The following is a 12,410-nucleotide window of genomic DNA, read 5'->3' as shown; positions in this document are numbered from 1 at the left end:
AATACTTTTCCAGCCTGACTATTCCCTTTAGTCAATAAACATACTAGAATATAAATAGACCGCGGGAGGGGGAGAGACTGTGGAAAGCTTCGGGAAACAATTACGGACATTGCGGGAAAAACGGCATCTGACAGTGAACCAGCTGGCAACGTATTCAGGCGTCAGCGCCGCGGGAATCTCGCGGATTGAAAACGGCAAACGCGGGGTGCCGAAACCTGCAACCATTAAAAAGCTCGCAGATGCGTTAAAAATCCCGTATGAGGAACTGATGCAGACGGCGGGATACATAGAGACCGTTCAGGAAACGAGAGCCCCATACGACACAGGGTGCACCTTGCTGGAAAAAGCCGAAACGTATGAGCTGGATGATTTATCACTTTTGGAGCGGGAGAACTGGCGGCACCTGTCGAAAGAAGACTTGGTTCTGCTTGATAAATACTTTGCGTTCTTGTCAGCTGAAGCCAAAAAAAGAAAAAATGAAGACTCATGACTTTGCACATGTGAGGCGATCTTATTGAATACATTCGGAAAGCAATTAAGAGAGCTGCGCCGCGCCCGGAAGCTTACCGTCAATCAGCTTGCCGTCTATTCCGGCGTCAGCTCGGCGACCATTTCCAGAATTGAAAACGGGCACCGCGGCATTCCTAAACCGGCGACCATCAAGAAATTGGCGGACACATTAAAAATTCCGTACGAAGAGTTAATGGCGCGGGCCGGACACATCAAGGCGTTTCAGGAGGAAATCCGCGAAACATCCGAAAGCTATCAATCCATCCGCGCCATCTATCAGACCGCCGTTGACAGAGGCGCGGAGCATCTGCCGCTGTTTGACAGCAAAAAGTGGCAGCACTTCACAAAGGAAGATATTGAAAGCGTCAGCAAATACTTTGATTTTATCGCGGCTGAAGCGAAAAAGCGCTCCCCGGATTCCTCATCCTCTTTTTGATCCTCCCTCAACTTAACAAGCGCCAGACGTACGTTCCCTCCGATTTTGCGGTATAATAGCAGAAGACGAGGTGAAAAAGCATGAACCAATCAGAAATGTGCCCCAGATTCGAAAAAGCGGTCGACATCCTAAGTAAACGCTGGGTGGCTCTAATCGTCTTTCAGTTATTGAACGGACAGCAGCGATTTAGCGAAATTGAAGCGGCGCTTCCGAATTTAAGCGGAAGAGTCTTGTCAGAACGTCTGAAAGAACTTGAAACAGAAGGTGTCATCAAACGGGATGTTATCCCCGAAACGCCTGTCCGTATTGAGTATTCTTTAACGAAAAAAGGCTGTGCATTAGCCCCTATTTTAGAGGAAATTTCCAAGTGGTCTTCAACATGGATTGATCCTTCCTGATAAACGCTTTTCCGCATAAGCGGCTGATCTCTCAAACGGACAGCCGTTTTTCATTTTGCCTTTCTTAAACAGGAAAACAAGCCCTCATGCCTGCAGGGCTTGTTTTTGTCTGATACCTTCCAGCGGAATTCGGATTTCCGCACGGGCTCCTCCAGACTCTTGATTTTCAAGTATTAATTCGCCGTGGTGAAGATGTACGACATGATGGGCGAATGTAAGCCCCATGCCGTGATGCCCCGCCGAATGTCTGCTTTTATCCTCCGTGTAAAAAAGCTGTGTCGCCCTTTTCAGCGCTTCCTGCGAGAACCCGCTTCCGCTGTCGGATACGGCAATACTGAGTGCGGTATCGGTGCATAGGACGTCCACACGGATTTCTCCTCTTTCCGGCGTATAGTCGACGGCATTCGCCGCGATATTCATAACCGCCCTGCGGAGCAGTTCTTGATCAATCGGCGCTTCTTTTCGGTCAATGCCCCGCTCACTGAGGACGAGGTCAATCTGTTTCGGCCCCGCAAGCGCCGCCGCGTCACGATATATGTTTTGAGCCCACTCTTTGAGATCGGTATACTCCAGATGAACGGCAACTGCCTCCTCCGCTTTAGAAAGCTGAATCAGCTGCCCGACATATTGCTCGATTTTGTTTCCGGCATCAAGGATATACTGCGTGTATTCCGTCTGCTCCTCATCTGGTTCTGTTAACTGAAGCAGCTCGGCATTTCCTTTAATGATCGTTGCCGGAATTTTAATATCATGCGCAAGCGCGCCGATCTGTTCCTTCTTTATCCGCTCCGCCTCCCATTGCGCCGCCAGAGATGCCTGAAGCGCGTCTTTCATTTTCAGCAGAGAGTCAATGACATCGTCAAATTCCTTGATGCGCGGCCTTTTTGGATTGATATTTAAATTCTGTTTTTGAATGCTTGCCGTAATGGAGCTGAGTGTGCTGAAATGCCGTCTCAGCTGATTGGCGAATCGCGTCGTCACGATAAACACGGTTAAAAGAAGCAAAGTGATCAGAACCGCAAGACCCGTCCATTCATAATTCGGCAGATAGCGCCTTAGCAGCGGCGACTGAAATTCCGACCTGAGTGAATATTGAAGAACGCCGTATTCATTTTTCCGATCAACCACCATGAAACCTTTTTGAGCATAATTAAAATACGGCTGGTGCTGGATCTTTTTTCTGGCGTTGGCCGCGTCTTTTTCCGTCATCGTTCCTTTCGTCATCCGCTTTGTTTTTTTATCAAAAACGGCGTATGTCATACCGTCGGGGATCATGTCTTCTGTTATCTTTTCCGCCGATTTCAGGCGGGGCTTGATCTGTTCCGCCTCATGCTCGCTGTAATTTGCCGGCAGGATCGCTCCGGCATTCAGGGCAATGGCATTTAAGGCGACGCATAATGCCGCCACCCCCATCGTGCTCAGACACAGCGTGATGGTAAATTTGACAAGCTCTTTGCGGATGCTGGATTTTCCTTTTGCTATTCCCATTTGTATCCGACACCCCACACCGTTTTGATCGGATCAGCCCCGTGTTCTTTACATTTTTTCCGGATGGTTCTGATAAACTCCGTAATGGTTGAATAGAGCGCATCGCCGTCCAAGCCGTACACTTCCTCGTAAATCTGCTCCCGTGAGAATGTTCTGTTTTTATGCTGTGCCAGAAATTCTACGATTTTATATTCGTTTTTCGTAAGAGGCAGCTTCCGGTCATCAAACCATACTTCTTTATTGTCAAAATCAAACATGAAGCCTGATATCAGACGTTTTGTCTGACGCTTTTCCCGCTGTTCCCTTCTGACATGCGCGTTTACCCTTGCCATCAATTCCTGTACGCCGAACGGCTTTGTGATGTAATCATCAGCGCCTGTCATGAGGCCTTTCACAATGGATTCTTCGTCAGATTTTGCCGTTAAAAACAGGATCGGGCTGTCCACCAGCGGCCGAATCCTCCGGCAGAGTTCAATCCCGTCGGTTCCGGGCATCATGACATCAAGAAGAATCAAATCATAGCCTTGAAAAAAATCCAATGACTGATCTTCCGCTTTTTCCAGAATCGTTACTGTATGCTGATCACGCTGTAAAATGTTTCTGATCAGAACGAGAATATCTTTTTCATCATCTACCGCTAAAATGTTTGCCACCGGCCGAATCGCTCCTTGCCTTTATTCATATGAACGCCGCCCTTCCCATCTTCTGCACCAATGGAGGCCGGCCAGACATAATATCACTATAGAAAAATATAACATTATTTCTCCGAATCTCATATCGTATCTCACATATGGGAGGAACTCTTTTTTGACTTTGTCAAAATGCAGCAGTCCTGCAAGGCCCGACAGCCGCACGCTCCATGCCCACGGGAAAAAACGCCAGATGACATCGCCCAATCCTGTATTCATCAGCGCCGCCATTAATAAACCCGCTCCCCCTAAAAGCCCGGACGGTCCCATGCCGTACTTTATACCGACAAAAAAAGACATCATATAAAGCGGAATACTGCCGGCAATCAGCCACGCCCCTCCCTTTAAAAAGAGAAAGTACGGAAGGTCATTGATGTGAAGAATACATTTCATCCCCGCCAAATAAAGACAGATGGCAAGACCTATCGATAACACATTCAACAGCAGCAATAGAAGCAGCTTGCCCGCAAAACTGACGATTTTCGAATGCGGAACCGCCAGCATCATCTGAAAATAACCCGCCTGTTCCTCGACGGAGGCAGACATGCCGCAGACAATACTGATGATTAAAGGGTATAAAACGGCAATCACGTTGAAGAAGACGCTGTACAGCACATAAGGCTCCTGAATCCTTCCATACATCATATATAACAGGAAAAATCCCGCGCATACGGCCGGCGCTGCAACATGCATCCATATGAACGGCGTGCGCTTCATTTTTAATACATCGGCCCACATATATCGTAAAAGCACGGTCATGACCGGTTTCCCCCTTTTGCAAAAGGCACGGCGGAAATCAAACTTATTGCGATAAAAGAAAGGATAGAAAGAATAATAGCCGGAAAGATCACATTTCCGTTTAATAAGCCGCTGTCTGCGGGAAGCGGAATTCCGTTCGGATGGATCCCGAGAATCGGTGACATCACCCGGACTGACCAGCTCCATGGACTCAGCCACCACAATGAACCGGACGCCGGCACAATACCCAAAACAAAGGCGGCGATCATATTCACGAGAATAACTGCCGTAAACCCGAACTGTCTGGCAATCCATAAGCACAATGGGATTTCCCAAAGCGTCGTCAGCCATAAAAGGGAGCCTGCTTCAACGCCTTTCAGCTGCAGCGCAGCAATTCCCGGAAAAACAAGGCCTAGTAAAAATATGATGATGAAAAAGACGATTTGCGACAGAAGTGAATACAGCGCGATCAAGCTTATTTTTGAGAGCCATATGCTTTTTAAGTCTGCCGGCAATGAGTACACCGCGCGGTCGTTCGCAGATTTTTTCTCTTTTTTAACAGATAAACCGCACATTAGAGCAATCATGAGCGGCATAAAAATAACCGCCCACCAATTGAACGTGCCCGTCATAAAATAGGCCGTATTCAGCAGAAAAGAAAAAGCTGTGTTCAGAAGCGGAATCAGAATGATCAGCTTTCTGATAAATGTTCTTTTAGATGTAAGGTGTTCCGCCTGCATGTACTGAATCATTTTCCTGTCCCCGCTTTCTCCCGTGTTGATTTGACTACCTCCAGAAACAGCTGCTCCAGATCGTCTTCCCGGCTGATTTCTCCTTGATATCCCAAAACACCGTCACTGATGATTCCGATATGGTCTGCGATCTGCTCGACTTCAGATAACAGGTGGCTTGATAAAATCACCGTCATTCCCTGTCCGGGCAGGGAGCGGATAAATTCCCGCAAATCCTGAATCCCCATCGGGTCCAATCCGTTTGTCGGCTCGTCAAGAATTAAGAGCGACGGACGGTTGACTAATGCCAACGCAATGCCGAGACGCTGTTTCATTCCCATGGAAAATTGGCTGGCGCGCTTTTTTCCGGTTCCCGTTAATCCCGTGATTTCCAGCACCTCCGCAATTCTTGAATCAGGAAGCCCGAGCATCACGCAGCGGACTTTCAGATTTTCAGCGGCTGTCAGGTTGCTGTAAAGCGGCGGCGCTTCAATCAGGGAACTGATCTTTTTCAAATCTTCGCGCTTCCATGGATGCCCGTCGAACAAAACCTCGCCGGATGTTTGCTGCAAGATGCCGGTCAATATTTTAAGAGTCGTTGATTTTCCGGCGCCGTTCGGACCGAGCAGGCCGTATATACTGTTGCGCTTAACCGATAGAGACACATCAGCCACTGCCTGTTGTCTGCCGAATGATTTTTGCAGCTGTCTCGTTTCTAAGATGTTGCTCATATGATTACCCCTCTGCTTTGTTATTTGATATGTAAGACTTTACAGCGCAGTTATCAAAATTTAATCAAGAAATCAAAAAAAGCATTCTTCACGCGGAAGAATGCTTTTTTTTATGAGGCTGAGCGTACGATCAGCTTTCTTTTTTGTTTTTTCACAGGGCTGAGGGCTCGTTCCAGCCACGCCATCAGCAGGTCTGCGGCTACCGCCATCAGCGCGGTCGGAATGGCGCCCGAAAGAATAATGGCGGTTCCGTTTGTCGCGTTCGAGCCTCTGACGATCATATCCCCGAGGCCGCCTGCGCCGACGAAGGTGCCGATTGCCGTGATGCCGATCGCAATGACGAGCGCCGTTCGAAGACCCGCCATAATGACGGAAAGCGCAAGCGGCAGCTCCACCATGCGAAGCACTTGATATTTCGTCATGCCCATCGCTTTTCCCGACTCAAGATAAGCGTGCTCAATATTAATAATGCCCGTGTGCGTATTCCTGAGAATCGGCAGCAGTGAATACAGAAACAAAGCCGTGATGACCGTATTGGCGCCAAGTCCCATGACAAGCATCAGGACGGCGAGCATCGCAAGCGCCGGAACGGTTTGAATCACGTTCGCCACAGCAAACACCCAGCTTGAAAGACGCCCGTGCCTCGCTGTCACAATGCCGGCCGGAATGGCGAAAACGGCGGCGAAAACGACGCCGTACGCCGACATGAGAAAATGCCGCCAGCACTCATACAGAACATAGCTGCCGTTTTGAGCGTAATACGTAAACAGCTCTTTCAGCGTGTCCATCCGCATATCTCCTTTCCGTTATTCAAAGTAATGATGCTTTTCTAAAAATTCCTTTGCCACGACGGAAGGCTCTTTTAATTGGCCGTCGACTTCGTAATTCATTTTCTGCATCATCTTTGTATCAATCGCGCCGATCATTTGATTGATCACGCCTTCCAGCTCAGGATGCTCGTTTAATACACGTTTCGGAACGACGGGTGAACAGTCGTACGGAGGAAAGAACCGCTTATCATCCTTCAGTGTTTTCAGTCCGTAAGCAATGATTCTTCCGTCGGTGGAATAAGCGAGCGCGATATCCATCTTTCTGCTTTTCAGCGCGTCGTAAACGAGGCCGATCTGCATCGGATACGTGCCTTCAAATGACATTCCGTATGTGTTCATAAAATCCTGATATCCGTTGCCTCTGAGCTTCATCCAATAGTTATCAACGCCGAATTTCAGATGAGACGCTTCTTTTTTGACATCGGATACCGTTTCTAAATGGTATTTGCGGGCAAGCTGTCCGGAAACGGTAAAGACGTATGTATTATCAAAGCCGTAAGAATCAAACCATTTCATGTCATATCTGTTTTGAAATTCACGCTGAACGAGCCGCAGCGCTTTGTCCGGGTCTTTTTTCGGCTCCATGCGAAGCGTGCCCGTCAGCGCGTCCCCCGTATAGCGCGTCGCGGCGATATCAATATCACCGTTGATCAAGGATTGCTGCTGTACGGCGTTGGAGCCGAGATTTTTAATAACGGTTGTTTTCAAATCGCTGTGATGTTCAATCATCTGTCCGAGCATGCTCGCGATGATTTCTGATTCGGTCATGCTTTGCGCGCCGATTTTGATGGTATCCTCCGATGCAGCGCTCAATCCCGGAAGCGAACAGCCGCCAAGGAGCAGCATGCCGATACAGGCGAATGCGAGCAGCCGTTTTTTGCATCTATTCCCCACGAGAGACCTCCTCCTTATGAAGCGTTTTTTATGTCTTTCAGCCCGTCAGGCGTGACTTTCCGTTCTGTCATCCCGAGCATGCAGTCGACGGCGGCCGCTAACATCGTGACCGGAACGGCGCCGGCGATAATATACTCCGGCTGATAAAGGTTCAAGCCGATAAAAATGTAATCCCCCAGTCCGCCTCCGCCGATAAAGGAGGCAAGCGTCGCCCAGCCGATCAAATAAATCGAAGACGTCCGGATGCCCGCCATGATGACCGGGGCGGCAAGCGGGAGCTCTACAAGCCTGATCTGCTCCCATGCGGTCATGCCGATCCCTTTTCCCGATTCAAGAAGATGCCGGTTGACGCCGAGGATGCCCGTATATGTGTTTCTGAGAATCGGCAGCACGGAATAAAAAAACAGCGCCGCAATGGCCGGGACCTTTCCCACGCCTAAAAGCGGAATGAAAAATGCGAGAATGGCAAGGCTCGGCAAAGTTTGAATGATATTGACGATGCCGATGACTGTGCCGGCGCCTCTTTTCATCCTCGTGAGCAGGACGCCGAGCGGAGCGGAACGGCGGCGAGAATGCCCGCCATGACGGCGATTAATGAGATGTACAAGTGCTCCCATGTTTTATAAAGCAGTTCCGCACCGTTTGTCTGTAAAAATTGCATGGTCTGATTCATATCAATTGAAGCCTCCTCATGACATCACCGCGAGCTCTTTCTCTTCTCCCCAAATGGAGTCATAGACGATGTCAACGAGGCTTGCCCTTGTCACGATTCCCGTTAAACGGCCGGCTTCATCAATGACGGGCACAAATTTCATGCCTCTTTTTAAAATTTTATGGACGGCGTCGCGAAGCAGGGTGCCGCTTCTGACCGTGTATAGATCGCGCTCAAGCACTTCCGCGACGGTTGCCGCCTGTCTTCGTTTGCGGTCAATCATTTCCACATCGACATAACCTTGGAGAATATTCTTCTCATCGATGACGAGCAGCGAATCCACCCGCTCGGCGCGCATCAGCTGAATGGCGGCTGACAACGTTTTCTCAGGTGTTACCGTCACAGGAGCGGAATTCATGATCTGCTCCACCCGTTTAATATCAGGGCTGGATGATTGAATCAGCCGTTCTTTGCCGATAAACTCCTCGACAAATTCATTCGCCGGAAATCTGAGAATGTCATCAGGCGTTCCGGCTTGGACGATTTCTCCCGCTTTCAGAATGACGATTCTGTCCGCAAGTTTGATGGCTTCGTCCATATCATGGGTAACAAATACGATGGTTTTATGTAAGGTTTTTTGCAGTTTTTTAAATTCTTCCTGAAGGGAATCCCTCGTAATCGGGTCAAGCGCCCCGAACGGTTCATCCATTAAGATAAGCGGCGGCTCTGCGGCAAGTGCCCGTAATACACCTATTCGCTGCTGCTGTCCTCCGCTCAGTTCATGAGGGTAACGGTCTAAATATTCAGGCCCCATATCAACGAGCTTTAAAAGCTCCCGCGCCCGTTCCTTCCGTTCTTTTGCAGGATGTTTTAAAAGTTTCGGAACGAGGGTAATGTTCTGCTGAATGGTCATATGCGGAAACAGCCCGATCTGCTGAATGACATAGCCGATGCTTCTTCTGAGTTCCACCGGGTCTTGTTCCATAATGTTTCGGCCCTCTATCAGGATTCTGCCTTCCGTCGGTTCAATTAAGCGGTTGATCATTTTCATCGTCGTCGTTTTCCCGCAGCCGCTCGGTCCGATAAAACAAATAAATTCGCCCTTAGCGATATTCAGGTTGATGCTGTTGACGGCTTTTTTTCCGCCTTTATACGTTTTCGAGACATTTTCTAATGTCAGCAAACACTCACACCTCCATGATTAAGTTTATTCAATTCGTTAAATTTGTATTTAACTTTTCAGACAATTGAATGTTTCCCATTATAAATTAAACTTTATAAATAAAAAAGTTTACAATTTGTCCATATTATATATAAAGGTTGTGTAAGCACTGATTTACCCGTATTGACCGGCAAAGTTCTTCTTATTGCTCCGAATTACTGCCAAATTCTCTCGGAAGAGCATTTCCGCCGGTTTAAAAATATGGTATATTGACATCGGAATTGCTGACTGAAAGGATTGAAACTGTTGGAGAAAGATCCGTTACACGTAATCGAACAAGCCGAAGATCATTTAATAGAACGAATCGCTGAAAATATGCATACATTCGGGATGCCCGCGACGGTGGGACGCATTTTAGGCATTATTTATATGAACCGCAAGCCGATGACCTTAACTGAATTATCAGAAGCGACCGGCATGAGCAAAACGAGAATGAGCCAGGCCGTCCGTGAAATGCTTGACGTCAATCTGGCGGAAAAAGTGTTTGAAAAAGGCGTCCGCAAAGATTTATACGACGTCGAGCAGGATTATTACCAAACCTTTATTACGCTGTTTACGGCCACATGGAGCAAGGTCGTCAGCAAAAATAAGATGATGCATAAAAAGCTGAACCGCGAACTGACGGCCGTTCTTGAAAACGGCGTGCCGGAGGAAGCTGAGGAAAAAATCAATGAACTGCTGAAAGAATTAAAGGATTGGCTTGATTACTACAATTGGATCAGCCGCCTGATCGAGTTTTTCGAAAGCGAAGAAATTTTCAAGCATGTTCCGAAGCCATAAGAAAAAACGCCCTGACCCGCAAGGCGTTTTTTTCATGCCGCATTTGGCGCTTTGGATCGTTTTTTCTTTCTCCCCGGACTCAGCGCCCGCTCCAGCCACGCCATCACAAGATCTGCGATAACGGCCATCAGCGCTGTCGGGATAGCGCCGGCTAAAATAATCGCGGTTCCGTTCGTGGCGTTTGAGCCCCTGACAATAATGTCACCGAGTCCGCCGGCGCCGACAAACGTACCGATTGCCGTAATGCCGATTGCGATGACGAGCGCCGTCCGCAGCCCCGCCATAATGACGGAGAGCGCAAGCGGCAATTCCACCATGCGAAGCACTTGAAATTTGGTCATGCCCATCGCTTTTCCCGATTCAAGATAAGCATGTTCAATGCTGGCGATTCCCGTGTACGTATTCCGGATGATCGGAAGAAGCGAATATAAAAACAGCGACAAAATCACCGTATTGGCGCCGAGCCCCATGACAAGCATCAGCACCGCGAGCATCGCAAGCGCCGGCACGGTCTGAATCACGTTTGTCACCGCGAATACCCAGCCGCTTAATGTTCTGTATCTGGCAATGAAGATGCCGAGCGGAATCCCAACGATCGCCGCAAATAAAACGCCGTATACCGACATGAGAAAATGGCGGTAAAACTCCTGAAGCACATAGGCGCCGTTTTGAGAATAATAAGTGCCGAGCTGCTGCAGCACTTCCATTTGCCCCACCTCATTTCTTATTCAAAATAATGATGTTTCTCCAAAAATTCTTTAGCGACGACGGACGGTTCTTTCAGCTTGCCGTCCACCTCGTAATTCAATTCCTGCATCGTTTGCGTATCAATTTTGCCGATCAGTTTATTCACAATGCCTTTCAGTTCCGGATGCTGTTTCAGCACGCTGTCGGGGATGACCGGTGAACAGTCATACGGCGGGAAAAACTGCTTGTCGTCTTTTAAAATTTTCAGATCGTATGCTTTAATCCGTCCGTCCGTTGAATAAGCGAGGACGGCATCCATTTTCCCGTTTTTCACGGCATCGTATACAAGTCCGATCTGCATCGGATAGGTTGTGCCGAATTCAAAGCCGTACGTATCGGTGAAGCCCTTATAGCCGTCGCCTTTTCGTTTCAGCCACGCATTATCTACACCGAGCTTAAATTGATCCGCATACTTCTTAATATCTGATACTTTGTCTAAATGGTCTTTTTCCGCAAGCTCTTTCGTGACGGTAAAAGCGTATGTGTTTTCAAACCCGTAAGAATCAAACCATTTGTAATGGAAGCGTTTCTCAAATTCTTTCTGCACGATGGATAATGCTTTTTTCGGATCTTTTTCCGCTTCCATGCCGAGGGTGCTCGTTAAGTCAGTTCCCGAGTAGCGCGTCGCGGCGATATCGATTTCACCGCCGAGCATCGCCTGCTGCTGGACATAGTTTGATCCGAGGTTTTTAATTAATGCCGTATTCAAATCTGTATTGTGCTCAATCATCTGTGCGAGCATATTGGCGATAATTTCTGATTCCGTCATGCTTTGCGCCCCGATTTTAATCGTATCATCGGAAGCCCCGCTCAGCCCGGGAAGGGAACAGCCGCCTACAAGCAGAGCAGCCGACAGCGCCAGCGCGCACATCCATCTCTTTAGGTTTCTTTTCAAAACAGCCAACTCCTTATGATACTTCCTTCAGTCCTTTCAGCCCTTTCGGCGTCACCTTCCGTTCCGTCGCCGCTAGCAGATAATCAATGATAATGGCTAAAATGGTGACAGGCACGGCGCCGCCGATAATATATTCAGGCTGATAGAGGTTCAGGCCGATAAAAATATAGTCTCCGAGCCCGCCGCCCCCGATAAAAGAAGCAAGCGTCGCCCAGCCGATCAGATAAATGGTGGATGTGCGGATGCCCGCCATGATCACCGGAACCGCAAGCGGCAGTTCCACAAGCCTGATCTGCTCCCAGACCGTCATCCCGATGCCTTTTCCCGATTCCAGCAGATTTTTGTTTACGCCTTGAATGCCGGTGTACGTGTTCCGGAGAATCGGCAGCACTGAATAGAAAAACAGCGCGACGATCGCCGGCAGCTTTCCCACCCCTAACAGCGGGATAAAGAATGCCAGTATCGCGAGGCTCGGCAAGGTCTGCACAATGTTGACGGCGCCGATGACGGCGCCTGCGCCCTTTTTCATTCTCGCCAGCGCCACTCCGAGCGGAACGGCGACGAGAATGCCTAATATGACGGCGATGATTGAAATATATAAATGCTCCCACGTTTTATATAACAGCTCTCCGCCGTTCGTCTGCAAAAACTTGATCATTTCATTCATTG

General features: G+C 48.6%; 15 protein-coding genes and 1 pseudogene. 4 read left to right on the top strand and 12 right to left on the bottom strand.

Annotated features, from left to right (window positions below; all coding sequences use genetic code 11):
- Positions 1-79: 79 nt before the first annotated feature.
- The 3 genes from AUL54_RS14105 (at position 80) to AUL54_RS14095 (ending at position 1,344) form a co-directional block, all read left to right on the top strand.
- Positions 80-490, top strand: a complete 411-nt coding sequence (locus tag AUL54_RS14105; protein WP_016937911.1) for a transcriptional repressor RghR — start codon at positions 80-82, stop codon at positions 488-490.
- 24 nt (positions 491-514) lie between these two features.
- Positions 515-946, top strand: a complete 432-nt coding sequence (locus AUL54_RS14100) for a helix-turn-helix domain-containing protein (RefSeq protein WP_016937910.1) — start codon at positions 515-517, stop codon at positions 944-946.
- Positions 947-1,026: 80 nt separating this feature from the next.
- Entirely contained in the window at positions 1,027-1,344 is a 318-nt protein-coding gene (locus tag AUL54_RS14095) for a catDE operon transcriptional regulator CatR (RefSeq protein WP_016937909.1), read from the top strand.
- A gap of 84 nt (positions 1,345-1,428) precedes the next feature.
- On the opposite strand, the gene AUL54_RS14090 is transcribed toward AUL54_RS14095, so the two are convergent.
- The 9 genes and pseudogenes from AUL54_RS14090 to AUL54_RS14050 all read right to left on the bottom strand — a co-directional run bounded on the left by AUL54_RS14090 (position 1,429) and on the right by AUL54_RS14050 (position 9,280).
- Positions 1,429-2,832 (bottom strand): sensor histidine kinase, encoded by a 1,404-nt coding sequence (locus AUL54_RS14090; protein WP_060964251.1) that lies wholly within the window; start codon positions 2,830-2,832, stop codon positions 1,429-1,431.
- Complete coding sequence (locus AUL54_RS14085; RefSeq protein WP_016937907.1) at positions 2,823-3,485, bottom strand: response regulator transcription factor; 663 nt, start codon at positions 3,483-3,485, stop codon at positions 2,823-2,825. The genes AUL54_RS14090 and AUL54_RS14085 overlap by 10 nt, the downstream gene beginning before the upstream one ends.
- 21 nt (positions 3,486-3,506) lie before the next feature.
- Positions 3,507-4,280, bottom strand: a complete 774-nt coding sequence (locus tag AUL54_RS14080) for a lantibiotic immunity ABC transporter MutG family permease subunit (RefSeq protein WP_060964250.1) — start codon at positions 4,278-4,280, stop codon at positions 3,507-3,509.
- The gene (locus AUL54_RS14075) at positions 4,277-5,011 is read right to left on the bottom strand and encodes a lantibiotic immunity ABC transporter MutE/EpiE family permease subunit (protein ID WP_060964249.1); all 735 of its coding nucleotides are present in this window, start codon (positions 5,009-5,011) and stop codon (positions 4,277-4,279) included. Before AUL54_RS14075 ends, AUL54_RS14080 begins: the two co-directional genes overlap by 4 nt.
- Positions 5,008-5,721 carry a lantibiotic protection ABC transporter ATP-binding protein gene (locus AUL54_RS14070; RefSeq protein WP_060964248.1) on the bottom strand — a complete coding sequence of 238 codons (714 nt, stop codon included), beginning with the start codon at positions 5,719-5,721 and terminating at the stop codon, positions 5,008-5,010. Before AUL54_RS14070 ends, AUL54_RS14075 begins: the two co-directional genes overlap by 4 nt.
- Positions 5,722-5,831: 110 nt before the next feature.
- Positions 5,832-6,509: an ABC transporter permease gene (locus AUL54_RS14065; protein WP_045925945.1), complete on the bottom strand. Its 678-nt coding sequence runs from the start codon at positions 6,507-6,509 to the stop codon at positions 5,832-5,834.
- Positions 6,510-6,527: 18 nt separating this feature from the next.
- Complete coding sequence (locus AUL54_RS14060; RefSeq protein WP_201025266.1) at positions 6,528-7,397, bottom strand: osmoprotectant ABC transporter substrate-binding protein; 870 nt, start codon at positions 7,395-7,397, stop codon at positions 6,528-6,530.
- Between the two features lie 62 nt (positions 7,398-7,459).
- Positions 7,460-8,118, bottom strand: a pseudogene (locus AUL54_RS14055) (ABC transporter permease).
- A 16-nt stretch (positions 8,119-8,134) separates the two neighbouring features.
- Positions 8,135-9,280, bottom strand: a complete 1,146-nt coding sequence (locus AUL54_RS14050; RefSeq protein ID WP_060964246.1) for a betaine/proline/choline family ABC transporter ATP-binding protein — start codon at positions 9,278-9,280, stop codon at positions 8,135-8,137.
- Between the two features lie 285 nt (positions 9,281-9,565).
- On the opposite strand from AUL54_RS14050, the gene AUL54_RS14045 reads away from it, so the two are divergent.
- Positions 9,566-10,099, top strand: a complete 534-nt coding sequence (locus tag AUL54_RS14045) for a GbsR/MarR family transcriptional regulator (RefSeq protein ID WP_003151660.1) — start codon at positions 9,566-9,568, stop codon at positions 10,097-10,099.
- A gap of 32 nt (positions 10,100-10,131) precedes the next feature.
- Here AUL54_RS14045 and opuCD read toward each other — a convergent pair whose 3' ends face one another.
- Genes opuCD through AUL54_RS14030 form a run of 3 tightly spaced genes read right to left on the bottom strand, consistent with a single transcriptional unit; the run spans position 10,132 to position 12,408 of the window.
- Positions 10,132-10,806, bottom strand: a complete 675-nt coding sequence (gene opuCD, locus AUL54_RS14040; protein WP_060964245.1) for a glycine betaine/carnitine/choline/choline sulfate ABC transporter permease OpuCD — start codon at positions 10,804-10,806, stop codon at positions 10,132-10,134.
- A 17-nt stretch (positions 10,807-10,823) separates the two neighbouring features.
- Complete coding sequence (gene opuCC / locus AUL54_RS14035; RefSeq protein ID WP_060965105.1) at positions 10,824-11,717, bottom strand: osmoprotectant ABC transporter substrate-binding lipoprotein OpuCC; 894 nt, start codon at positions 11,715-11,717, stop codon at positions 10,824-10,826.
- A gap of 37 nt (positions 11,718-11,754) precedes the next feature.
- Entirely contained in the window at positions 11,755-12,408 is a 654-nt protein-coding gene (locus tag AUL54_RS14030) for an ABC transporter permease (protein ID WP_060964244.1), read from the bottom strand.
- Positions 12,409-12,410 lie beyond the last annotated feature (2 nt).

It is taken from the genome of Bacillus sp. SDLI1 (assembly GCF_001553895.1).
Lineage (GTDB): Bacteria > Bacillota > Bacilli > Bacillales > Bacillaceae > Bacillus > Bacillus siamensis.
Note: the sequence above shows the minus strand (reverse complement) of the source record. Positions and strands in the feature narration are given on the sequence as shown.

Coding starts and splice junctions, on each gene's coding strand:
- AUL54_RS14090 (WP_060964251.1), bottom strand. CDS start 2,832: ATGGGAATAGCAAAAGGAAAATCCAGCATCCGCAAAGAGCTTGTCAAA.
- AUL54_RS14075 (WP_060964249.1), bottom strand. CDS start 5,011: ATGATTCAGTACATGCAGGCGGAACACCTTACATCTAAAAGAACATTT.
- AUL54_RS14095 (WP_016937909.1), top strand. CDS start 1,027: ATGAACCAATCAGAAATGTGCCCCAGATTCGAAAAAGCGGTCGACATC.
- opuCD (WP_060964245.1), bottom strand. CDS start 10,806: ATGGAAGTGCTGCAGCAGCTCGGCACTTATTATTCTCAAAACGGCGCC.
- AUL54_RS14030 (WP_060964244.1), bottom strand. CDS start 12,408: ATGAATGAAATGATCAAGTTTTTGCAGACGAACGGCGGAGAGCTGTTA.
- AUL54_RS14070 (WP_060964248.1), bottom strand. CDS start 5,721: ATGAGCAACATCTTAGAAACGAGACAGCTGCAAAAATCATTCGGCAGA.
- opuCC (WP_060965105.1), bottom strand. CDS start 11,717: ATGTGCGCGCTGGCGCTGTCGGCTGCTCTGCTTGTAGGCGGCTGTTCC.
- AUL54_RS14065 (WP_045925945.1), bottom strand. CDS start 6,509: ATGGACACGCTGAAAGAGCTGTTTACGTATTACGCTCAAAACGGCAGC.
- AUL54_RS14080 (WP_060964250.1), bottom strand. CDS start 4,280: ATGACCGTGCTTTTACGATATATGTGGGCCGATGTATTAAAAATGAAG.
- AUL54_RS14060 (WP_201025266.1), bottom strand. CDS start 7,397: ATGCTGCTCCTTGGCGGCTGTTCGCTTCCGGGATTGAGCGCTGCATCG.